A 21,675-nucleotide genomic window follows, 5' to 3' on the forward strand; every position below is an offset into this window, starting at 1 on the left:
CAGCCGCGGCGGCGGGCGCCGGGGTCGGCGGGCGCCGGGCCGGCGGCGACGCCGAAGACGTGGCCGCCGGGTGCCGGATCGGCGGGGCCGGGAAGCCGGGCCGGCCGGGGTGGCCGACGACGAACGCGGCGAAGTGGCCGCCCTCGTCGGCCGGCCGTCGCCGCAGCGGTTCCAGTGCCTCGGCGTGCCGCTCGGGCGTCCCGGCCGGACGGCGCGGCGAACGGCCGGGCCGGAGCGCGTCGATCACGGCCCGTCGTGGGCGGAGCTCCTCGCGGCGTCCCCGGGCAGGGCCCGCGGGCGAGGGCCGTGGCGGAACGGCACCGGGGCCGGTCCGCCCGTCCGCCGTTCCCCTCCGACCGCGCACGAGCGGACCGGCGTACTCCGCATGTCCTGCGGAGGGCCTGACCCGCTGTGACCTTGGGCTGCCCAGGAGACTCGGCGGCCAACCTCGACTCACCCGAACCGGTGGAATTTCCGCACATTTGTCTGCATGTGCTGGACCGTGAGGCGGTCCGGGCCGGGCGGAACCGGGCGCCGTCAGAGTTCGGCGAGCAGGTCGGCCTTCTTGGCGGCGAACTCCTCGTCGGTGACCAGTCCCGCCCGGTGGAGCTCGCCGAGGTGCCGGATCCGGTCGGCGATGTCCGCGGGGTCCTGCCGGGGGACCCCGATCGGCACCGGCGTCATCCGCTCCACGCCGTTCTTGCCCGCCACGCCGCCGAGGGCCCGCACCGCGGCCAGCACCGCGGCCGCGAACGGCAGCGACTCGTGGACCGGCCCGTAACCGAGGCCGAAGACCACGGCCGCCGGGTCCTGGTCCACCGGCAGGTGCCGCCCGTGGTCCCCCGCGCCGCGGCGGACCAGCCGCAGGTGCCCCTCCAGGGCCTCCGGCGAACGCCACTCCACCCCGGCCAGCTCCGTGACCGGCACGTACTGGTCGCCCGTCCTCCACTTGGCGGAGGAGGCCCCCGTCCACGACCAGCGGAACGTCACCGTGGACCCGTCGAAGGACGCCTTGGCGTCGTACGCCTTGAACTGCCGCGGCGGATCCGGCGGAGCCACCAGGTACCTCGGCGGGGGCTCCGGGTCGCGCGGGATGCGGGCGCGCAGCTCGTCGGCGTAGTACTCGGCGAGGGTCTCCCGGTCGCCGGGCAGCACCAGCCGGTACGGATCGCTGCCCTCCGGCAGCTGGCCGTCGGCGGCGTCCATCAGCGGGTCGGCGCCCGCTCTCGGCCTGGCGCGCAGCACCACGCTGCCGCGCCGGCCGGGCGTCAGGTCCACCCCGGCGAGGGCGGCGAGCGGTATGCGGCGTTCGCCGAGCGCGTGGAACAGTCTCGGTGTGCGGATCCCCCGTTCGTAGCGGATGAGCACGGAGTCGGACTCGAACTCCCAGGCGGCATGAAATCCGGCCAGTACGTCACCCATGCGGGCCATCGTATGCGTGCCTCCCCCTCGACGTCCCGAGTCCGGCAAGCCCTGATTTTTTGCGGTGGGGACGCCCTCAGACCGGCGAGCCTGCGGTAGGAAGGCTTCCGCACGGGTCTTCTTCGCGTGCGCAGCGCACTGCGGCCGGAGCTCCTGCGGCGATCAGAGCGAAATTCTTCAGACTTTCGCTGCCCGGGGCGAAGTAACCGGAGTGCCCCTCGGCGCCCTCCGCGGACAGCACCCGGGCGCCGAACCCGGGGGAGACGGGGTCGGCGCCGTGGCCGAGACCGCCGACCTCCACGTGGGGGAGACCGGCGATCCAGTCCCCGGTGGCGCGGGCCGCCCAGATCCGGGCGCGGGAACCGAGCAGCGAGGCGTGGCCGGCGCGCATCCCCGGGCTGCCGGCCACCACGATGTCGGTGACCCGGGCGGGCAGCGACCGCGCGGCCAGCCCGCACACCACCGAGCCGTAGCTGTGGCAGAAGAGGGCCACGGGCGCCCCGCCGGGCAGCGAGCCCACCAGGGCGGACAGCCGGACCGCGCCGGCCGCGGCCAGGGAGGCGGTGGCCGCGTCCACCCCCACGCCGCCGGGCGCCGTGTAGTCGGCCCAGGCGACCACCGCGGTGCGCACCCCGGGCCTGGCCTCCCGCTGGGCCCGGCGCAGTGCCAGCGCCATGCCCACGGGCGCGGTGGCGGAGCGGGCGGAGCGCTGGAAGGTCAGCAGGTCGGTGCCGGCGCCCGGCACCACCACGGAGATCCGGTCGGCACGGGCCAGGTCGCCGAAGACCTCCGCCACCCGGCCGCCGCCGTCGGGGTCGAAGGCCAGGATGTCGCGGTCCTCCTCCATCAGGGAGGCGAACCGGTGCAGCCTGCGGCCCGCCTCGCGCCGGTCCGCCTCGGTGAGCCGCGGGTCGCGGGGCCGGGCGCGTTCGGCGCGCAGCGCGTCACCCAGCGCCAGCCGGTTGGCGTGGTACCGGAGGGTCACCGGGGCGCCGTTCATGTTGCCGACGGTCAGCGGGTGGCTGCGGGCCAGGTGACGCCGCTCGCGGGGGGTGAGGGAAGCGAAGAACGCGGCGAGGACGCCGGGGGGAGAGGCCGGGGCGGGCAGCGGGCGGCCGCCGATGCGGCCGCGTCCCCAGGCGGCGAGGTCCGCGGCGAGCGCCCCGGAGGGCCGGTGCCCGGGGGCGGTCGTCCAGCCGGAGGTGGTGAACAGTGCGAAGACCACCGCCAGGGCGGGGAGCGCGTGGGCCAGTGCCCGCCGGATGCCGGGCCGGAGCTGCCGGGCGGTGGGGCGGGTCCGCGTGATCGTCATCGGGGCGGAACTCTAGGAGAGGCGGACCGGTCGCCGGAAATCCGCAACTGGCATGCGTGGAGCGCGGATTGCGGGCAATCCGACCAGAGAACCCGATGGGCGCCCCTACAAGGCAGAGGGTGCAAGGGAGTTGATATGGCCGGCTTCGGACAAGGCGCGCGCAGGCACCCCCGCTCACGTGGCGTGAACCCGTCACGGACCGGGCCGGACAGCGCGACGCTCGCGATCATCGGAGTCGTGTGCGCGGTGGCTGGGCTCTTCGTCGCCGGGATCATCCTCGGCCCGGTGGCGGTGGTGTGCGGCTGGCTCGCGATGGGACGCACCTGGAAGGGCGCGAGTGCCGGGTGGCCGGCACTGGTCGCGGTCGTCCTCGGTGCGATCGACACCGTCCTGGCGTTGGTCTTCCTCGCAGGGACGGGTACGGGCGCGGGTCTCCTCTGACCCGCCGGCCCCACGACAGGGCGCCGGAGCGACTCCTCTCCGCTCCGACGCCCTTCGTCGTGCCGGGGATCGTTCGCCCGCCGTGGGCATCGCGGCGTCGGTCCCGGTCCCCGGTCCCCGGCGGAGGCCGGAGCGCGACGTCCGTGGTCGCGCCCGCGGAAAACGCCGGTGCCGCCGCCGGATCACGCCGCCGGATCACGCCGCCGGATCACGCCGCCGGATCACGCCGCCGGAGCCGACGGCTCGACGGCGCGCGGCTCCGCGACGGCAGCCTCCCCCCGGGGTCAGGCGTCGTTTGGGCCGGCCGGGGCGGCGGGCCGGTCGCGGGAGAGGGCCGCCACCTCGGCGCGGAGGGCGCGGACCTCCTCGGTGAGGGCGCGGATCGCCTCCGTCTGCAGCCGTTCCTCCGCGTCGTCCTTCTCGAACTGCGCGACGAACCAGGCCGCGATGTTGGCGGTGACGACACCGAGCAGCGCGATCCCGGAGAGCATCAGCCCCACCGCGAGCACCCGCCCGAGGCCGGTGGTCGGCGCCAGGTCCCCGTAGCCGACCGTCGTCATCGTGGTGAACGCCCACCACACCGCGTCGCCCAGCGTCCTGATGTTCCCGCCCGGCGCGTTCCGCTCCACCGACAGGACGGCCAGCGAGCCGAAGACCAGCAGCCCCAGCACCGAGCCCCCCACGTACGTGGTCAGCCGCACCTGCCGGCTCAGCCGGGCCCGCTGGCCCACCAGGATCAGCGTGGACACCAGCCGCAGCAGCCTCAGCGGGCTCAGCAGCGGCAGCAGCACCGCCAGCAGGTCCAGCAGGTGGGCGCGGAAGAAGGCCCACCGGTCCTCGGACAGGCACAGCCGCGCCGAGTAGTCCACCGCGAACCCGGCCCAGACCACCCACTCGGCCCAACGGCACGCGACGACCACCGTCCGGCTCGCGTCCGGGTCCACGATCGGCACCGCGTAGGCGACCGCGAACACCACGGCGGCCAGCAGCAGCGGGCGCTGGGTGTGCCGCTCCCAGGTTTCCAGCCGGGCGGGAGCCGCCGTTCCGTCCTTGACCATCCCGGAATGGTAGGAAGGCCCCCGCCGTCCGGGGACGGCGGGGGCAGGGTCCTGACGGGGCGCCGTCAGGCGTCGCCGCCCATGGTCCCCGGGTCGGCCGCGCCCACGTCCAGGATCCGGTAACGGTCGATCGCCTGCTTGAGCACCCCGCGGTCGACCCGCCCCGTCTTGGCCAGCTCGGAGAGCACCGCCACCACCACCGACTGGGCGTCGATGTGGAAGAAGCGGCGCGCCGCCCCGCGGGTGTCGGCGAAGCCGAAGCCGTCGGCGCCCAGCGAGGTGTAGGGGCCGGGCACCCAGCGGGCGATCTGGTCCGGCACCGAACGCATCCAGTCGGAGACCGCCACGAACGGCCCCTCGGCGCCCGACAGCTTCCGGGTCACCCACGGCACCCGCGGCTCCTCCTCCGGGTGCAGCAGGTTGTGCTCCTCCACCGCGACCGCCTCGCGCCGCAGCTCGTTCCAGGAGGTCGCCGACCAGACGTCGGCCCGCACGTCCCAGTCCTCGGCGAGGATCCGCTGCGCCTCCAGCGCCCACGGCAGGGCCACGCCCGAGGCCATGATCTGGGCGGGGACCGACCCCGACGTGCCCGGCGCGAACCGGTGGATGCCCTTGAGGATGCCCTCGACGTCCACGTCCTCCGGCTCGGCCGGGTGCACGATCGGCTCGTTGTAGACGGTCAGGTAGTAGAAGACGTCCTCGCCGTGCGGGTGCTCCGGCGACGAGCCGTACATGCGGCGCAGCCCGTCCCGCACGATGTGCGCGATCTCGAAGCCGAACGCCGGGTCGTACGCCACGCACGCCGGGTTGGTCGAGGCCAGCAGCTGCGAGTGGCCGTCCGCGTGCTGGAGGCCCTCGCCGGTCAGCGTGGTGCGGCCGGCGGTCGCGCCCAGCACGAAACCGCGGGCCATCTGGTCGGCCATCTGCCAGAACTGGTCGCCGGTGCGCTGGAAGCCGAACATCGAGTAGAAGACGTACACCGGGATCAGCGGCTCGCCGTGCGTGGCGTGGGCCGAACCGGCGGCGATCAGGGAGGCGGTGCAGCCGGCCTCGGAGATGCCGTCGTGCAGGAGCTGGCCGGTCGGCGACTCCTTGTAGGCGAGCAGCAGGTCGCGGTCGACGGACTCGTACTGCTGGCCCATCGGGTTGTAGATCTTGGCGCTCGGGAAGAACGAGTCCATGCCGAACGTGCGGTACTCGTCCGGCGCGATCAGCACGAACCGGCGGCCGATCTCCTTGTCCCGCATCAGGTCCTTCAGCAGCCGGACGAACGCCATGGTGGTGGCGATGGTCTGCTTCCCGGAGCCCTTCTTCATCGTGGCGTAGGCCTGGTCGCCCGGCAGCGTCAGCGGCTTGGACCGCAGCACCCGGGTGGGCACGTAGCCGTCCAGCGCCCGGCGCCGGTCGTGCATGTACTGGATCTCCTCGGAGTCCTTGCCCGGGTGGAAGTACGGGGCCTCGTAGGGGTCCTCCAGCTCCTTGTCGGCGATCGGCAGGTGCAGCCGGTCGCGGAAGCGCTTGAGGTCGTCGACCGTCAGCTTCTTCATCTGGTGCGTGGCGTTGCGGCCCTCGAAGTTGGGCCCCAGCGTCCAGCCCTTGATCGTCTTCGCCAGGATGACCGTCGGCTGGCCCTTGTGCGCCAGCGCCGCCGAGTAGGCCGCGAAGATCTTCCGGTGGTCGTGGCCGCCGCGCCCCAGGTGGAGGATCTGATCGTCGGTCATGTTCTCGACCATCGCGCGCAACCGGTGGTCGCCGCCGAAGAAGTGGTCGCGGATGTAGGCGCCGGACTCGGTGGCGTAGGTCTGGAACTGGCCGTCGGGCGTCCGGTTCATCTTGTCGACGAGGACGCCGTCCCGGTCCTGGGCCAGCAGCGGGTCCCAGCTGCGGTCCCAGATCAGCTTGATCACGTTCCAGCCGGCGCCCCGGAAGACCGACTCCAGCTCCTGGATGATCTTCCCGTTGCCGCGCACCGGCCCGTCCAGCCGCTGCAGGTTGCAGTTGACCACGAAGGTCAGGTTGTCCAGCCCCTCGCGGGCGGCCAGCGAGAGCTGGCCCAGCGACTCCGGCTCGTCCATCTCGCCGTCGCCGAGGAACGCCCAGACGTGGGAACGGGAGGTGTCGGCGATGCCGCGGGCCTCCATGTAGCGGTTCATCCGCGCCTGGTAGATCGCGCCCAGCGGCCCCAGGCCCATGGAGACCGTCGGGAACTCCCAGAAGTCCGGCATGGAGCGCGGGTGCGGGTACGAGGACAGGCAGTCGGGGGCCTTCGACTTCTCCTGGCGGAAGCCGTTCAGCTGCGCCTCGGAGAGCCGGTCCAGCAGGAAGGCGCGGGCGTAGATGCCGGGGGAGGCGTGCCCCTGGAAGAAGATCTGGTCGCCGCCGTCACCGCCGTCCTTGCCGCGGAAGAAGTGGTTGAAGCCCACGTCGTACAGCGAGGCGGAGGAGGCGAAGGTGGCGATGTGGCCGCCCACGCCGACCCCGGGGCGCTGTGCGCGGGAGACCATCACCGCGGCGTTCCAGCGGGTCGCGTTGAGGATCTTGCGCTCGATCTCCTCGTTGCCCGGGAAGAACGGCTCGTCCTTGGTGGCGATCGTGTTGACGTAGTCCGTGCTGCGCATCTCGGGCACGGCCACGCGCTTCTCGCGGGCCCGCTCGATCATGCGGAGCATCAGGTAGCGCGCCCGGTCGCGGCCGCGCTCGTCGATCGCTGCGTCGAGGGAGTCGAGCCACTCCCTGGTCTCCTCGGGGTCGAAGTCGGGGACCTGGCTGGGCAGGCCGCCGATGATGATCGGGGCGCGATCTGATCCGGGTCCGGAAGCCACGGTGTTCCTTCGCTCTCGCAGGGTGTCCTGTCGTTCTCGGCGGGTTTCTCCCATGGTGTACCCGCTGATCGTGAACCTCACCTCCCGCGCCTGCGGCCGGCCGGGTGGCCGGTGGCCGACCCCCGTGGCGCGCGGGTCATGGAAAGCGAATACGCTCACTCCCGACAGGTTTCGCAAAACAATTCGCACGTCGCACGCATGGTGTCCGTCGAAAGCGGCAAAGAGGACAGAATAGTGTGGCCTGCGTCACCCGGGCCCGGGACCGGTGTCCGGAACTTGCGACGGCGCCGCCGGGAACGTCACCGTTTCGGCGGTCTCGACGGCCGGGTACTTGCGCGATCGGTCCCGCCCGTGTGGACTACGGCCAATGCTTCGCGCACGCGCGTGGCTCGAACCTTCCCCCGACGGCCTCCGGGCGGGCCGGGGGAGACACAATTCGCAACATGATCAGGAGGCAACCCGTGAGCGCGACCGCGGACCACGCGGAGGAGCGGACGAACCCTGCCGCCAGGCTGGGGTTCCAGCCCGAGCAGGTGGTCCAGGAGATCGGCTACGACGACGACGTCGATCAGGAGCTTCGCGAGGCCATCGAGGAAGTCATCGGCAGCGAGCTGGTCGACGAGGAATACGACGACGTGGCCGATGCCGTGGTGCTGTGGTTCCGCGACGACGACGGCGACCTGACCGATGCGCTGGTGGACGCCACCACGTACATCGAGGAAGGCGGCTCCATCCTGCTCCTCACGCCCAAGACGGGCCGTGACGGCTACGTGGAGCCGAGCGAGATCGCCGAAGCCGCGACGACCGCGGGGCTCTCCGCGACCAAGAGCGTCAGCGTGGGCAAGGACTGGAGCGGAAGCCGCCTGCTGACGCCGAAGGGCGCCAAGAACAAGCGGTGACGCTCCTCCGCCAGGAGGACGGACCCCGACCGCGGGGGGAGGGAGGGGCCGTGCGGCCCCTCCCTCCCCCCGCGGCGTTTTCCCGCGGTTTCCGCAGGCCGCGTAGGGTGGCACTCGCCCAGCTGCGCAGTCACCGAAGGGACACGAGACGATGGCTATCGAGGTCGGCACCAAGGCCCCGGACTTCGAGCTCAAGGACAACCACGGCCGGACCGTGAGGCTCTCCGACCACCTGGGGGAGAAGAACGTCGTCCTGTTGTTCTACCCCTTCGCCTTCACCGGGGTCTGCACCGGCGAGCTCTGCGACATCCGGGACAACCTGCCGTCCTTCGTCAACGAGGACACCCAGGTCCTCGCCGTCTCCGCCGACTCGATGCACAGCCTCCGCGTCTACGCCGAGCAGGAGGGCTTCGAGTACCCCCTCCTCTCCGACTTCTGGCCGCACGGGAACGTGGCGCGCGCCTACGGCGTCTTCGACGAGGAGAAGGGCTGCGCGGTGCGGGGCACCTTCATCATCGACAAGGAGGGCGTGGTCCGCTGGACCGTCGTCAACGCCCTTCCCGACGCGCGCGACCTGAACGACTACGTGAAGGCGCTCGGCAGCATGTGATCGGGCCGCCTGTGCCGGGTTCTCCGCCCCCTGGGAGGGAACCGGTCACTACGATCGGTCGTTGACCTGTTACCGACGCACCAAGGGGCTCCCCGCCCCCGGACACCAAAGGGAGGACTCGTGGGAGTCAGCCTCAGCAAGGGCGGCAACGTTTCGCTGAGCAAGGAGGCGCCCGGCCTGACGGCGGTCATCGTCGGCCTCGGCTGGGACGTCCGCACGACCACCGGCACCGACTTCGACCTGGACGCCAGCGCCCTGCTGCTGAACGCGGCCGGCAAGGTGGCCGGCGACGCGTACTTCGTCTTCTTCAACAACCTCAAGAGCCCGGACGGCTCCGTCGAGCACACCGGCGACAACCGCACGGGTGAGGGCGAGGGCGACGACGAGCAGATCAAGGTCGACCTGGCCGCCGTCCCGGCCGACGTCGACCGGATCGTCTTCCCGGTCTCGATCTACGAGGCCGAGGCCCGCCAGCAGTCCTTCGGCCAGGTCCGCAACGCGTTCATCCGCGTGGTGAACCAGGCCGGCGGCGCCGAGATCGCCCGGTACGACCTCTCCGAGGACGCCTCCACGGAGACCGCCATGGTCTTCGGCGAGCTCTACCGCCACGGCACGGAGTGGAAGTTCCGCGCGGTGGGCCAGGGCTACGCCTCGGGCCTGCGCGGCATCGCGCAGGACTTCGGCGTCAACGTCTGACGCCCACCCGTCCAGGGCACACCGCCCCGGGTCCCGGACCGGCGGCCGCGCCCGCGGCGCGCCGGCCCGGGACCCGGGGCGCGGTCGGCACCGGCGGGCCGGCCGGGCCCGGGACCCGGGGCGCGGTCGGCACCGGCGGGCCGGCCGCCGCACGGCGCGCCGTCGTCGCGCAGGCGGCGTCCCTCGCGGGCGCCGCCGTTCCGCAGACTTCAGGGGAGGATCCGTTCATGGGCGTCACGCTCGCCAAGGGAGGCAACGTCTCCCTCTCCAAGGCCGCCCCCGACCTCACCAAGGTGACGGTCGGGCTCGGCTGGGACGCGCGCTCCACCACCGGAGCGCCCTTCGACCTCGACGCCAGCGCCCTGATCTGCGGGGCCGGCGGCCGCATCCTCGGGGACGACTGGTTCGTCTTCTACAACCAGCTCTCCAGCCCCGACGGCTCGGTGACCCACACCGGCGACAACCTCACCGGCGAGGGGGACGGCGACGACGAGTCGATCGTCGTGGACCTCTCCCAGGTGCCCGCGCGCTGCGAGCGCATCGTCTTCCCCGTCTCCATCCACGACGCCGACCTGCGCGGCCAGAGCTTCGGCCAGGTCGCCAACGCCTTCATCCGCGTGGTCAACGACGCCGACGGCATGGAGCTGGCCCGCTACGACCTCTCCGAGGACGCCTCCACCGAGACCGCGATGATCTTCGGCGAGCTCTACCGGTACCAGGGGGAGTGGAAGTTCCGCGCCGTCGGCCAGGGGTACGCGTCGGGTCTGCGCGGCATCGCGCTCGACCACGGAGTCGACGTCTCCTGAGACCCGGGCGTCACGGGGGCGCGGGACGACCCTAGACTTCGGGTCAACGAAGAGTAAAGCCGGGTGCGGGGCGGTCCCCCGCCACATGATGGGGTAGCCAGTGGTACTGAAAACCTTCGGCTGGTCGTTCGCGGTCACCGCGCTCGGCCTGGTCGTCGCAGTCATTTACGGGGGGTGGACGGCCTTCGGCGTCGTCGCCATCCTGTCGATCCTCGAGATCTCGCTGTCCTTCGACAACGCCGTGGTCAACGCCGGAATCCTCAAGAAGATGAGCCCCTTCTGGCAGCGCATCTTCCTGACCATCGGCATCCTGATCGCCGTCTTCGGCATGCGGCTGGTCTTCCCCGTCGTCATCGTCGCCATCAGCGCCAAGCTCAACCCGATCGACGCGGTCGACCTGGCGCTGAACAACAAGGAGCTCTACGAGCAGTACGTGACGGACGCCCACCCGGCGATCGCGGCGTTCGGCGGCATGTTCCTGCTGATGATCTTCCTCGACTTCATCTTCGAGGACCGGGACATCAAGTGGCTGGCCTGGCTGGAGCGTCCGCTCGCCAAGCTCGGCAAGATCGACATGCTGTCGGTCTGCATCGCGCTGATCGTCCTGCTGATCACGGCGATGACCTTCGCGACCAACGCCCACACGCACAGCGGCTACGTGGACAAGTCCGGGACGGTGATGCTGTCCGGCATCGCCGGTCTGATCACCTACCTGGTGGTCGGCGGTCTCTCCGGCTTCTTCGAGGACAAGCTCGAGGAGGAGGAGGAGCGCGAGCACGAGGCGGAGGAGAAGGCCGTCGCGGAGGGCAAGCCGCGGTCCGCGGTGATGCTGGTCGGCAAGGCCGCCTTCTTCATGTTCCTCTACCTCGAGGTCCTCGACGCGTCGTTCTCCTTCGACGGCGTCATCGGCGCCTTCGCCATCACCAACGACATCATCATGATGGCGCTGGGCCTGGGCATCGGCGCGATGTACGTCCGTTCCCTCACCGTGTACCTGGTCCGCCAGGGCACCCTGGACGACTACGTCTACCTGGAGCACGGCGCCCACTACGCGATCGGCGCCCTGGCCGTCATCCTGCTGATCACCATCCAGCACGAGATCCACGAGATCATCACCGGTCTGATCGGCGTCTTCCTGATCGGCTGGTCCTTCCTGTCCTCGGTCCGCCGCAACAAGCGGCTCGCCGCGGAGGGCGGAGCCGCCGGCAAGACGGAGGTCTCCTCCGGCGCGTGACCCCCGCGTGCCGACGTGCGACCCCGGTGTGTGACCCTCGCCGCGTGTACCGCACCCGTCGGCGGGGGAACGCTCTTGGCGGGGCGGTCGTCGAGGACGAGCAGTCCTCGGGGCCGCCCCGCGGTGCGTGCGGGGCGCGGTGAGCGACGAGGTGCGAGGGGTGGACGGGGATGGCTTCCACGGAACAGGGGTCCAGGGAGCGGGGGACGAGGCCGGGCCGCGCGGCGTTCTCGGGCTTCTTCGACGGGCTGAGGCCCTGGCACGCCGCCGGGTTCGACACCCGCGGCTCCCGCGGCGGCCCGGTCCGGCTGACCAGCCGCAGGCGCCGGGTCTCGCTGACCAGGCAGGGCGTCGACACCGGCAACCTGCGGGTCCAGCTGGCCTGGCGGATGCGGACCTCCGACCTCGGGGGCGGCGCGCGGGAGAGCCTGCTGCGCCACCCGCTGAGGGCGCTGAAGCCGCCGGAGATCGTGGGGCACACCCAGTCGATGGTCCGCGTCGACCTCGACCTGGGCTGCCTGTACGAGCTGACCGACGGGTCCAAGGGCGTCGTCCAGCCGCTCGGCCGGCTCTACGGTTCCATCAACGAGCCGCCGTACGTGAAGCTCGACGGCGACGACCGGGCGGGCTCCGGGTCGGGCGAGACGATGCACATCAACCTCGACCACCGCGGCGACATCCGGCGGCTGCTGGTCTTCGCCTACATCTACGACGAGACCCCGGCCTTCGACCGCACCGAGGCGACGGTGACGCTCTTCGCCGGGGCGGACCCGGTGATCGAGATCGACCTCGACGAACGCCAGCCGCAGGCCCGGTCCTGCGCGGTGTTCATGGTGGAGAACGTCAAGGACGAGATCTTCGTCCGCCGTGAGGCGCGGTACGTGTACGGGTTCCAGGCGGAGCTCGACCGGCTCTACGGCTGGGGCCTCAACTGGGGCCGCGGCTACAAGTCCGCCGACCGCTGACCCCCGCCGCCGCGGCGGCCCCCTCCCCCGCGGGACGGGGGCGGCCCCGCCCCTGTGCCGTCAGCCGCGCCGTCCCCCCGCAGCGGTGGGGCGGCCCCGTGCGCCGCTGCGGGCAGCCGGCGCCGCCCGCCCCGCCGCGGGTCAGCGGGACAGGAACTGCGGTCCCATCGGCGGCATGCGGAACTCCTGCTCCCCCACCGGCTGCGGATACCCGTAGGCGGAGGCGTGCGCCGGCACCCGCTGCACCGTCGCCGCGGCGGGCGGGTACCCGTACCCGGCAGGCGCCACCGGCGCGGCGGGCGGCGCCGCGGCGGGCGGATACCCGTACCCCGGCGTCGTCGGCGGCACCGGCACGGCCGGCGCCGTCGGCTCCTCCGGCGGCAGCGGCCGGGAGAAGTCCGGCCCCGCCTCCGCCGCAGCGCCCGGCTGCTCCCCGGAGGACCCCGCGTCCCCGTCCGGAGGGTCCTCCACCGAGATGCCGAAGTCCGAGGCCAGTCCCTCCAGCCCGTTGGCGTACCCCTCGCCCAGCGCCCGGAACTTCCAGCTCCCGTCCCGGCGGTAGAGCTCGCCGCAGATCATGGCGGTCTCCTCGCCGGTCTCCGGCACGATGTCGAAATACGCCAGCGGGTCCCCGTCCGGGACGTCCGCGTCGTACAGCAGGATGCGCAGGTCCTCCACGCGGGAGAACGGCACGCCGTCCGCCGAGGCGACCAGCAGAACACGGCCGACATCCGCCTCGACACCGCTCAGGTTCGTCTGGACCGTGTCGGTGAGGCCCTCGGTGACACGCTTCTTGCCGAGCCGCCATACCTTCCCGGAGGGATGCCGTGGCTGGTTGTAGAAGACGAAGTCCCCGTCGGAACGCACGCGCCCGTCCGTCCCGAGGAGCAGCGCCGAGGCATCCACGTCGGGAGCGCCCGGCCCGGCCGACCAGCGGAGCACGGCGCGCACCGTGCCCGCCTCCAGCGGGACGTTCGACCCCTTCAGCATCGCGTGCGTCATGCGGGCAATCCTGCCCTCTTGCTCTGGCCAGGACAATGCGGGGGTCGGTCCGGAACGACGGGGGTCCCTGACGCGATCGCTACGGAGGGTAGCGGACATATGCCCGTCACCCGAACTTCATGGACCTCGGGAACTACAGAAATCGATCTGTACGTACTATTACCGGCCACCCTCTTCGGCCGCTGATTTTCGGGGGACCCCCATGCGTCATTTCGGGCACGTAGCCCCGCAGGTGCGAGAGCGCCTCTTCCACCAGCAACCCTGCGAGTTCACGGCCGACTCGCCCGCCCCCGTGCTCGCCACGGCGCTGGGCGCCACCCTCTACAGTCCGGCCACCCGTCCGCGGCTGGCCGACGACGTCCTCAAGCAGGCCGCCCGCGGCGTCGTCTCGATGGTGCTGTGCCTGGAGGACTCCATCGACGACGCCGACGTCGAGGCCGGCGAGGCGAACCTGGTCCGCCAGTTCGCCGAGCTGGACGAGCGGCTCGGCGGGACCTCCGGCGAACGGCTGCCGCTGCTCTTCGTCCGGGTGCGCGACGCCGGCCAGATCGGCGACCTGGTCCGCCGCTTCGGGCCGTCCGTCCGGCTGCTCTCCGGCTTCGTGGTGCCCAAGTTCACCGCGCGGCACGGCACCCCCTTCCTGGAGGCGGCGGCCGACGCCGAGACCGCCAGCGGCCGGCGGCTGTTCGTGATGCCGGTCCTGGAGTCCCCCGAACTGCTGTACCTGGAGACGCGGACCGAGACCCTGGCCGGGATCTTCGACGTGGTGGACAAGTACCGCGACCGGGTACTGGCGCTGCGGCTGGGGGTCACCGACTTCTGTTCCGCGTACGGCCTGCGCAGGGCCCCCGACATGACCGCCTACGACGTGCGGATCGTCGCCTCGGTCATCTCCGACGTCGTCAACGTGCTGGGACGGGCGGACGGCACCGGTTTCACCGTCACCGGACCGGTCTGGGAGTACTTCCGGCTGCAGGAACGAATCTTCAAGCCTCAGCTGCGGGAGAGCCCCTTCCGCGGCGACGCCCAGGAACTGCGTGAGACGCTGATCGAGCACGCGATGGACGGCCTGGTCCGGGAGATCGCCCTGGACCGCGCCAACGGTCTGCTCGGCAAGACCTGCATCCACCCCACCCACGTCCAGCCGGTCCACGCGCTCTCCGTCGTCAGCCACGAGGAGTTCAGCGACGCCCAGGACATCCTGCGGCCCGAGCGGGGCGGCGGCGGGGTGCTGCGGTCGGCGTACACCAACAAGATGAACGAGGTGAAGCCGCACCGGGCATGGGCGCTGCGGACCATGCTGCGCGCCGAGGTCTTCGGCGTCGCCCACGAGGACGTGGGCTTCGTCGACCTGCTCGCCGCGGCCTCCGACGCCTGCCCGTGACGGGCAGGGCCGCCGGCGAGGCGGCCCGCGGGCGACGCAGACGGACAGTCGCCGGACAGCGGTGGCACACACCACCGGAGCGCCGGCCGGACACACAAGGGACACATGAAGACAGCGGACACCGCCGAGGACCACTCCGGACCCTGGACCGGCACCTGGGTCGCCGAACGGCTGGGCCTCGCCCTGGAGGGCGAGCCGGCCCTGCGCGACCTGCTCGGACTCGCCCTGCGCCGCAACCCCCGGCGCGCCCACCTGCTCGTCTCCCACGTGCTCGGCAAGCACGTCCCGCAGTCGCCCGCCGTGGTCCACGCACACGGCCTGGCGCTCGGCCGCAGGGTCCGGGAACTGCTGGGGCCCGAGCAGGCGGCCCGGGCCGTCGTCCTCGGTTACGCCGAGACCGCCACCGGGCTCGGCCACTCGGTCGCCGACGGCCTCGGCGACGCCCCCTGCCTGCACTCCACCCGCCGCCTCGTCCCCGGCGTCGAGCCGGCCGGCGGCTTCGAGGAGTCCCACTCCCACGCCACCAGCCACCTGCTGCTGCCCGAGGACCCCGCCCTGCTGGCCGGCGACGGCCCGCTGGTGCTGGTCGACGACGAGTTCTCCACCGGCAACACCGTGCTCAACACCATCCGCGACCTGCACGCCCGCCACCCCCGTGACCGGTACGTGGTGGTGGCGCTGGTGGACACCCGCTCGCCCGCCGACAGCGACCGGCTCGCCGGCTTCGCCGCCGGGATCGGCGCCCGCGTCGACCTGGTCGCCACCGCCTCGGGCCGGGTCCGGCTGCCCGAGGACGTCCTGGAGAAGGGCCGGGCACTGGTCGCCGAGCACGAGGCCCCGGCCGTACCGCCGCGGCGGACGGCCGCCCCCGGCACCGTCCGCCGGATCGGCCTCGGCTGGCCCGCCGGTCTGCCCGACGGCGGCCGGCACGGCTTCACACCCGCCCACCGGGCCCGGCTCGACGCCGCCCTGCCCGCCATGACCGGGCGCCTCGCCGACGCCCTCCCGGCCGGCGCCCGCCGCGTCCTGGTGCTCGGCTCCGAGGAGCTGATGTACGCGCCGCTGCGGCTCGCCGCCGCACTCGAACAGGCCGTCCCCGACGCCGAGGTGCGGTTCTCGACCACCACCCGCTCGCCCGTCCTCGCCGTGGACGACCCCGGCTACGCCATCCGCAGCCGCCTGGTCTTCCCCGCCCACGACGAGCCCGCCGACGGCCCCGGCGACCGCTACGCGTACAACGTGGCCGGCGCCGGCTTCGACACCGTGGTCGCCGTCGTCGACTCCGTCGCCGACACGCCCGCCCTGCACGCTCCCGAGGGCCTGCTCGCCCAGCTCGCCGCACACGTCCCGCACGTGCTGCTCGCCGTCGTCCCGAGCCACGTCCCCCACGTCACCGGCCGTGCCCCCGGCGACCTCACCCGCCACGTTCCCGCGCCCACCGCCCGCCGGGGCGGCCCCGCGCGCGTACCCGAAAGGCCCGCCATGCTGCCGGAGCCCCTCCGCGGACCGCACTTCTCCTCCTACGCCCCCGACGAGGTGGGCTGGCTGCTGCAGGACCTCTCCGACGTCACCCTCGAGGCGCCCACCGAGGAGCGCGAGGAGGCCATCCAGAGCGGCGGCGCCCACTACGCCGAGTCGCTGCCCGTCGAGTACCAGCCCAGCGAGGAGTACCAGCGGCTCTTCCACGCCGCCCTGGACACCTCCGCCGCCAGGATCGCCGAGGCCGTCGGGGTGGTCACCGAGACCGTCCTCGCCGAGCGCTCCCCGCGCTCCGGGCAGACCGTGCTGGTCTCGCTGGCCCGCGCCGGAACCCCCGTCGGCGTCCTGATGCGCCGCTGGGCCCACCACCGGCACGGCCTGGACCTGCCGCACTACGCCGTCTCCATCGTCCGCGGCCGCGGCATCGACGCCAACGCCCTGCGGTGGCTCGCCGCCCACCACGACCCGCGCGACGTCGTGTTCGTCGACGGCTGGACCGGCAAGGGCGCCATCACCCGCGAACTCGCCGCCGCCATAGCCGAGTTCGAGGCGTCCGAAGGCATCACCGGCTTCGACCCGGAGATCGCGGTGCTCGCCGACCCCGGCTCCTGCGTGCGCACCCACGGCACCCGCGAGGACTTCCTCATCCCCTCCGCCTGCCTCAACTCGACCGTCTCCGGCCTGATATCGCGCACCGTGCTGCGCGCCGACCTGGTCGGCCCGCACGACTACCACGGCGCCAAGTTCTACCGGGAACTCGCCGGGAGCGACGTCTCCGTCGCCTTCCTGGACGCCGTGTCGGCCCGCTTCGACGAGGTCGCCGACGCCGCCGAGGCCCGCGCCAAGGAACTCCTCGCCACCGACCGCACCCCCACCTGGGAGGGCTGGGCCGCCGTGGAACGGATCAGCGAGGAGTACGGCATCCACGACGTCAACCTGGTGAAGCCCGGCGTGGGCGAGACCACCCGGGTGCTGCTGCGCCGGGTACCGTGGAAGATCCTGGCCCTCAAGGACGCGGGCGCCGACCTTGACCACGTCCGGCTGCTCGCCGCCCAGCGCGGGGTGCCGGTCGAGGAGGTGGACGAACTGCCCTACAGTTGCGTCGGACTCATCCACCCGCGCTTCACGCGCGGCGCCACCGGCACCGACGGACGGACGGTGGCCGCACGATGACCACGTCTCCCGCCGGTTCCCATACCGGCGGCCCCCGCGCCGTCGTCGCCAGCGACCTGGACCGGACCCTGATCTACTCCACGGCCGCCCTCGCGCTCACCATGCCGGACCAGGACGCCCCCCGGCTGCTGTGCGTCGAGACCCACGAACACAGACCGCTCTCCTTCATGACCGAGACCGCGGCCGAACTCCTCGCCGAACTCGGCGACACCGCCTGGTTCGTGCCCACCACCACCCGCACCCGCGCCCAGTACGGGCGGATCAGCCTGCCCGGCCCCGCGCCCCGTTACGCGATCTGCGCCAACGGCGGCCACCTGCTGGTCGACGGCGTCTCCGACCCCGACTGGCAGCGCGCGGTGGCCACCCGGCTCGCCGAGCGGTGCGCGCCGCTCGGCGAGGTCACCGAACACCTCCGGCGCACCGCCGACCCCGAGTGGGTGCGCAAGCACCGGGTCGCCGAGGACCTCTTCGCCTACCTGGTCGTCGAGCGCGACCTGCTGCCCCCGCAGTGGGTGAAGGACCTCGCCGAATGGGCCGAGAACCGCGGCTGGACCGTCTCCCTCCAGGGCCGCAAGATCTACGCCGTGCCCAAGCCGCTCACCAAGAGCGCGGCGGTCCACGAGGTCGCCCGCCGCACCGGGACCCACCTGGTCCTCGGCGCCGGCGACTCCCTCCTCGACGCCGACCTCCTCCTCGCGGCCGACCGCGGCTGGCGCCCCAACCACGGCGAACTCGCCGACAGCGGCTGGGGCGCGCCGACGGTGGTCCCGCTGGTGGAGCGGGGAGTCCTCGCGGGGGAGCGGATCCTGCGCGAGTTCATCGCGGCGGCGCGGGACTGAGGGGCGGCGGGGCGGGGGCGCGCACAGGCCCCTCCCGCAGGACGGCGCCGCCCGCGCCCGTGCCCGTCTCCGCCCGTGCCCGCGCCCGGCGGCGGCCTGCCGTCGCTGCTCCTTCGCCGGGCGGGGGCGGGCGCGGACGGCACGTACGCGTGTGACGGCCGCGCCCGCACGCGCCGTCCGCGGCGCGCTCGTGTCTGCCGCGGCACGCGGGTGCGCACACGGCGGCCGTACGTGCGCGGGTGACGGTTCGACGCACCGGACCGGACCGGGGCGAGGTCCGGCCGGCGCCGTCCGTGCAGGTGGGCGCGATCCGTGCGGGCACCAATGACTCGTGCGGGCACGCGTGGCCCGTGCGGGCGTGAGTGACCCGCGCAGGTGCGTGCGGCCTGTCAGGGACGGCATGACCCGCGTGAACCGGCGTGATCCGCTCGGCCGGCGTGGTGCGCTCGTGCCGCACCGTTCCCGTCGGCCGGCGCCGAGGCCGCCCGGGGCCGGCGGGGCCGGGACCGCGCGGGCCGCCGCCCCGCATAATGAGGCCATGCCTCGCTACGAGTACCGCTGCCGCAGCTGCGGCGACACGTTCGAACTCAGCCGCCCCATGGCGGAGTCCTCCGCCCCGGCCACCTGCCCCGCGGGCCACGGGGACACCGTCAAGCTGCTCTCCACCGTGGCCGTCGGCGGCCGCGGCGGTGCCTCCGCGGCGCCCGCGCCCTCCGGTGGCGGCGGGGGCGGCTGCTGCGGCGGAGGCTGCTGCGGCTGACCCCGCGGCGCCCGCGGGACGCGGCGGCGACGCCGTCAGCCCTCGGCCCGGGCCTCCCGGATCGCGGCGACCACCCGGCCCACGTCCTCCCGCACCGCCCGCATCTCCTCCAGGAAACGCCACCAGTCCGGGTGGCGCGCCCCCTCGACCGCGGCGGCGGCCCGCTCCAGCCGGGCCGCCGCCGCGTCCAGCGGACCCGCGTGCCGAGGATCGGGGCGGTGCCGCCCGGCCATCGCCAGCCGCTGCGCGTCCCGCACCGCGAACCGTGCGCGATCGACCTCGGCGCCCGGGTCCTTCCGCACCGCCTCCAGCCGCCGCAGCCGGTCCCCGGCCGCCGACACCGCCTCGTCCGCCGAGTTGAGCAGCGCCCGCACGGTCGCCAGCAGCGCCGTCGCGTCGGCCCACCGCTGTTCCTGCCGCGCCGCCCGCGCCTCGGCCAACCGCTCCCCGGCCCGCGCCACGTTCCGCGCCGCCTGCTCCGGCACCGACTGCAGGTCCTGCCAGCACGCCAGCGTGAACCCGCGGCGCAGCTCGCTCAGGACCGGCTCGACCTGCTCCGCCCGGTTCCCCAGCGCCTCGGCCCGCGTCCGCAGCGACACCAGGCGCCGGTCGATCTCCGCCGCCCGCTCCGGCAGCCGCGCCGCCTCCGCGCGCACCGCCTCCGCCTCCCGCGTGACCCGGTCGGCCCGCTCCAGCGTGGCCGCCGCGCCGTGCCGCCCGGCGCCCTCGTTGAGCAGCGTCAGATCCGGCCCCAGCGCCGCCAGCCGGGCGGCCAGGTCGTCGGCGCGCAGCCCCGCCGCGCGGGTGCTGTCGAGCTGCCCGGCGGCCGCCCGCAGCGCCTGCCGGGCCCGCTCCACCGCGGGCGCCAGCCGGGCCAGCCGGGTCTCCGCCTTGTCCAGCAGGGGCCCCAGCTCCCCGGCGAACCGTTCCAGCTCCCGCCGCACCCGGTCGAGGTCGTCGCGCGCCCGGCTCAGCTCGGCCCGCGCCCGGCCGGCCGTGGCCGCGTCCAGGTCGTCCCGGTCCAGGTCGTGCGCGTCGATCGTCTCGATGTACCGGTGACTGACCTCGTCGACCCGCCGCCCGAACTCCTCGAACGAGGCCAGCGCCCGGCGCGCCCCGGGCGAGTCGTCCACGGCCCTTATCGTCTCCACCGTCAGCCGCAGGTCCCGCTGCGCGGTGTCCAGCTCGTAGAACGCCTGCGCCGCCGCGTCCTTCGCCTCCTGCGCCTGCGCCCGCCGGTCGTCCGTCCGCCCGCCGAACCACCGCCGCGTCCCGCCCCCGGCGAACGCCGCGGCCAGCACCGGCGCCAGCAACCACGGCAGCGCCGCCAGAGTCACCGCGTCCTTGACCGGCCCGTGCGTCCACGACTTGTCCGACACATCCACTCCCCGTCACCGCCGGGCCGACCCAGCCATTGTCCCACCTGTGTCGACGCACCACACGGCTCGGGCAGTTCGCCCCCCGGACGGACAGTTTGCGGGAGGCCCGGAACGGCAGGGTAGGCTGTCGGCCGTATTGTCCTGCGCGCGTAGCTCAGCGGTAGAGCGCCGCCCTTACAAGGCGGATGTCGGCGGTTCGAAACCGTCCGCGCGCACCAGGGAGAAGACACGCGCGGGCCCCCCGGAAGAGCTTCCGGGGGGCCTCGTCGTCGTGCGTCCTCCCGCGCCCCGTGCGCCCGCCTCCCGCGGTCGGGTGGCCGGGCGGCGGACCCGGACGCCGGGCGGAAGGACCGGTCCGCCGGCCGCAGCAGGGGTGGAGCCGGGGGAGCGGACGATCGCATCCGGACCGCAGGGCGCTCCCGGGGACCGCCGCGCGCGGTGGTGCGGAAACCGTGCGCGCGGCGACGCCTGGTTGATACGTAGGGGACGACCCGCGGCGGTCGTGGGCGGAAGGGGGTCGGGCGTGGCGGCAGCGGCACCGGACGGCAGGGTCGCACTGGTCGCGGGGGCCACCCGGGGAGCCGGACGGGGGATCGCGGTGGAGCTCGGGGCGGCGGGCGCGACGGTCTGCGTGACCGGGCGGACCACCCGCGAGGCGCGGTCCGAGTACGGGCGGCCCGAGACGATCGAGGAGACGGCGGAACCGGTGACCGCGGCGGGCGGGCGGGGGATCGCCGCGCCCACCGACCACCTGGTCGAGGAGCCGCACTTCGCGATCTCGGAGGCGCCCTGTCTCGTGGGGCGGGCCGTGGCCGCGCCGGCCGCGGACCCGGAGGTGAGCCGCTGGAACGGGCAGTCCCTGTCGAGCGGCGGCCTGGCCCGGAAGTACGGGTTCACCGACCGGGACGGCAGCCGGCCCGACGCCTGGAGGTACGTCGTGGAGGTCCAGGGCGCCGGGCGGGAGGCCGGTGTCACGGGTTACCGGTGACCGGGCCGGCGCCGGACGGCTCCTTGGCGTGCTTCAGCCTCGAGCGGGCCTCGACCGACTCGGGGCCCTGGAGCCGGGACCAGAAAGGGTGGGTCGTCACGAACACCGCCAGCTCGTGCTCGCGACGGCGCAGCTTCTCCACGTAGGCCTGTTCGTCCGGCGTCCAGCCGGGGGAGGCGGGGCGCTCGGCCTTGCGCCAGCCGTTGTCGTCGCTGAAGCCGTCGTGGGGGTCGACGGACCAGGGGAGACGCTTCAGGAGGGCCGAGAGCTCGGCCCTGACCTGATGCAACTCCGTCTGACCGTCGAGCAGATCGCTCGGAAAGTCGTAGGTCTTGGCCACGCGGCAATGGTACGCCTGTTCGATTTAGTGGGGCGAGTTCGATCTGGCGATTTCCCTCGAACGGGT

General features: G+C 73.5%; 19 protein-coding genes, 1 tRNA gene and 1 pseudogene. 13 read left to right on the forward strand and 8 right to left on the reverse strand.

The window, feature by feature from the left end:
- The 3 genes and pseudogenes from A2U95_RS32055 to A2U95_RS15005 form a co-directional block, all read right to left on the reverse strand.
- Positions 1-247, reverse strand: a pseudogene (locus A2U95_RS32055) (hypothetical protein); the annotation flags it as partial.
- Positions 248-537: 290 nt separating this feature from the next.
- On the reverse strand, positions 538-1,431 hold the full coding sequence (locus tag A2U95_RS15000; RefSeq protein WP_166022766.1) for a DUF4429 domain-containing protein: 894 nt from the start codon (positions 1,429-1,431) through the stop codon (positions 538-540).
- Positions 1,432-1,498: 67 nt separating this feature from the next.
- Complete coding sequence (locus A2U95_RS15005; protein ID WP_166022769.1) at positions 1,499-2,734, reverse strand: alpha/beta hydrolase; 1,236 nt, start codon at positions 2,732-2,734, stop codon at positions 1,499-1,501.
- 135 nt (positions 2,735-2,869) lie between these two features.
- On the opposite strand from A2U95_RS15005, the gene A2U95_RS15010 reads away from it, so the two are divergent.
- Positions 2,870-3,175: a small hydrophobic protein gene (locus A2U95_RS15010; protein WP_166022771.1), complete on the forward strand. Its 306-nt coding sequence runs from the start codon at positions 2,870-2,872 to the stop codon at positions 3,173-3,175.
- Between the two features lie 284 nt (positions 3,176-3,459).
- On the opposite strand, the gene A2U95_RS15015 is transcribed toward A2U95_RS15010, so the two are convergent.
- Positions 3,460-4,233, reverse strand: coding sequence for a potassium channel family protein (locus A2U95_RS15015; RefSeq protein WP_166022773.1), 774 nt, complete (start codon positions 4,231-4,233; stop codon positions 3,460-3,462).
- A gap of 65 nt (positions 4,234-4,298) precedes the next feature.
- The gene (gene aceE / locus A2U95_RS15020; RefSeq protein WP_166022775.1) at positions 4,299-7,055 is read right to left on the reverse strand and encodes a pyruvate dehydrogenase (acetyl-transferring), homodimeric type; all 2,757 of its coding nucleotides are present in this window, start codon (positions 7,053-7,055) and stop codon (positions 4,299-4,301) included.
- Between the two features lie 461 nt (positions 7,056-7,516).
- Between aceE and A2U95_RS15025 the strand changes: the two genes are divergently transcribed.
- The 6 genes from A2U95_RS15025 to A2U95_RS15050 all read left to right on the forward strand — a co-directional run bounded on the left by A2U95_RS15025 (position 7,517) and on the right by A2U95_RS15050 (position 12,265).
- A complete protein-coding gene (locus A2U95_RS15025) occupies positions 7,517-7,954 on the forward strand; it encodes a DUF3052 domain-containing protein (protein ID WP_206282887.1) in 438 nt (145 codons plus the stop codon).
- A gap of 151 nt (positions 7,955-8,105) precedes the next feature.
- Positions 8,106-8,564 carry a peroxiredoxin gene (locus A2U95_RS15030; protein WP_166022779.1) on the forward strand — a complete coding sequence of 153 codons (459 nt, stop codon included), beginning with the start codon at positions 8,106-8,108 and terminating at the stop codon, positions 8,562-8,564.
- Between the two features lie 120 nt (positions 8,565-8,684).
- A complete protein-coding gene (locus A2U95_RS15035; RefSeq protein ID WP_166022783.1) occupies positions 8,685-9,260 on the forward strand; it encodes a TerD family protein in 576 nt (191 codons plus the stop codon).
- 227 nt (positions 9,261-9,487) lie between these two features.
- Positions 9,488-10,066, forward strand: a complete 579-nt coding sequence (locus A2U95_RS15040) for a TerD family protein (protein WP_166022784.1) — start codon at positions 9,488-9,490, stop codon at positions 10,064-10,066.
- A gap of 100 nt (positions 10,067-10,166) precedes the next feature.
- Entirely contained in the window at positions 10,167-11,300 is a 1,134-nt protein-coding gene (locus A2U95_RS15045) for a DUF475 domain-containing protein (RefSeq protein ID WP_166022785.1), read from the forward strand.
- 170 nt (positions 11,301-11,470) lie between these two features.
- A complete protein-coding gene (locus A2U95_RS15050) occupies positions 11,471-12,265 on the forward strand; it encodes a Tellurium resistance (protein ID WP_240957332.1) in 795 nt (264 codons plus the stop codon).
- A gap of 141 nt (positions 12,266-12,406) precedes the next feature.
- Here A2U95_RS15050 and A2U95_RS15055 read toward each other — a convergent pair whose 3' ends face one another.
- Positions 12,407-13,267 carry a TerD family protein gene (locus A2U95_RS15055; protein ID WP_166022789.1) on the reverse strand — a complete coding sequence of 287 codons (861 nt, stop codon included), beginning with the start codon at positions 13,265-13,267 and terminating at the stop codon, positions 12,407-12,409.
- A 202-nt stretch (positions 13,268-13,469) separates the two neighbouring features.
- On the opposite strand from A2U95_RS15055, the gene A2U95_RS15060 reads away from it, so the two are divergent.
- From A2U95_RS15060 to A2U95_RS15075, 4 genes are all read left to right on the forward strand, one after another.
- Entirely contained in the window at positions 13,470-14,651 is a 1,182-nt protein-coding gene (locus A2U95_RS15060) for an HpcH/HpaI aldolase/citrate lyase family protein (RefSeq protein WP_166022791.1), read from the forward strand.
- A 105-nt stretch (positions 14,652-14,756) separates the two neighbouring features.
- Entirely contained in the window at positions 14,757-17,303 is a 2,547-nt protein-coding gene (locus tag A2U95_RS15065; RefSeq protein ID WP_166022793.1) for a phosphoribosyltransferase, read from the forward strand.
- Positions 17,300-18,142, forward strand: coding sequence for an HAD family hydrolase (locus tag A2U95_RS15070; protein WP_166022795.1), 843 nt, complete (start codon positions 17,300-17,302; stop codon positions 18,140-18,142). The genes A2U95_RS15065 and A2U95_RS15070 overlap by 4 nt, the downstream gene beginning before the upstream one ends.
- 538 nt (positions 18,143-18,680) lie before the next feature.
- Entirely contained in the window at positions 18,681-18,902 is a 222-nt protein-coding gene (locus tag A2U95_RS15075) for an FmdB family zinc ribbon protein (RefSeq protein WP_166022797.1), read from the forward strand.
- 35 nt (positions 18,903-18,937) lie between these two features.
- Here A2U95_RS15075 and A2U95_RS15080 read toward each other — a convergent pair whose 3' ends face one another.
- Positions 18,938-20,281: a hypothetical protein gene (locus tag A2U95_RS15080; protein WP_166022799.1), complete on the reverse strand. Its 1,344-nt coding sequence runs from the start codon at positions 20,279-20,281 to the stop codon at positions 18,938-18,940.
- Between the two features lie 143 nt (positions 20,282-20,424).
- On the opposite strand from A2U95_RS15080, the gene A2U95_RS15085 reads away from it, so the two are divergent.
- A tRNA-Val gene (locus A2U95_RS15085) sits at positions 20,425-20,499 on the forward strand.
- 305 nt (positions 20,500-20,804) lie between these two features.
- Positions 20,805-21,269: an SDR family oxidoreductase gene (locus A2U95_RS15090; protein ID WP_166022801.1), complete on the forward strand. Its 465-nt coding sequence runs from the start codon at positions 20,805-20,807 to the stop codon at positions 21,267-21,269.
- Here A2U95_RS15090 and A2U95_RS15095 read toward each other — a convergent pair.
- Positions 21,253-21,609, reverse strand: a complete 357-nt coding sequence (locus A2U95_RS15095; RefSeq protein WP_166022803.1) for a hypothetical protein — start codon at positions 21,607-21,609, stop codon at positions 21,253-21,255. The genes A2U95_RS15090 and A2U95_RS15095 overlap by 17 nt on opposite strands.
- Positions 21,610-21,675 lie beyond the last annotated feature (66 nt).

It is taken from the genome of Streptomyces chilikensis (genome assembly GCF_001642695.1).
GTDB classification, from domain to species: domain Bacteria; phylum Actinomycetota; class Actinomycetes; order Streptomycetales; family Streptomycetaceae; genus Streptomyces; species Streptomyces chilikensis.

What these genes read in the sequence shown, in the direction of transcription:
- A2U95_RS15000 (WP_166022766.1), bottom strand. Translation starts at nt 1,431, where the DNA reads ATGGCCCGCATGGGTGACGTACTGGCCGGATTTCATGCCGCCTGGGAG.
- A2U95_RS15005 (WP_166022769.1), bottom strand. Translation starts at nt 2,734, where the DNA reads ATGACGATCACGCGGACCCGCCCCACCGCCCGGCAGCTCCGGCCCGGC.
- A2U95_RS15010 (WP_166022771.1), top strand. Translation starts at nt 2,870, where the DNA reads ATGGCCGGCTTCGGACAAGGCGCGCGCAGGCACCCCCGCTCACGTGGC.
- A2U95_RS15015 (WP_166022773.1), bottom strand. Translation starts at nt 4,233, where the DNA reads ATGGTCAAGGACGGAACGGCGGCTCCCGCCCGGCTGGAAACCTGGGAG.
- A2U95_RS15030 (WP_166022779.1), top strand. Translation starts at nt 8,106, where the DNA reads ATGGCTATCGAGGTCGGCACCAAGGCCCCGGACTTCGAGCTCAAGGAC.
- A2U95_RS15040 (WP_166022784.1), top strand. Translation starts at nt 9,488, where the DNA reads ATGGGCGTCACGCTCGCCAAGGGAGGCAACGTCTCCCTCTCCAAGGCC.
- A2U95_RS15050 (WP_240957332.1), top strand. Translation starts at nt 11,471, where the DNA reads ATGGCTTCCACGGAACAGGGGTCCAGGGAGCGGGGGACGAGGCCGGGC.
- A2U95_RS15055 (WP_166022789.1), bottom strand. Translation starts at nt 13,267, where the DNA reads ATGACGCACGCGATGCTGAAGGGGTCGAACGTCCCGCTGGAGGCGGGC.
- A2U95_RS15060 (WP_166022791.1), top strand. Translation starts at nt 13,470, where the DNA reads ATGCGTCATTTCGGGCACGTAGCCCCGCAGGTGCGAGAGCGCCTCTTC.
- A2U95_RS15065 (WP_166022793.1), top strand. Translation starts at nt 14,757, where the DNA reads ATGAAGACAGCGGACACCGCCGAGGACCACTCCGGACCCTGGACCGGC.
- A2U95_RS15070 (WP_166022795.1), top strand. Translation starts at nt 17,300, where the DNA reads ATGACCACGTCTCCCGCCGGTTCCCATACCGGCGGCCCCCGCGCCGTC.
- A2U95_RS15075 (WP_166022797.1), top strand. Translation starts at nt 18,681, where the DNA reads ATGCCTCGCTACGAGTACCGCTGCCGCAGCTGCGGCGACACGTTCGAA.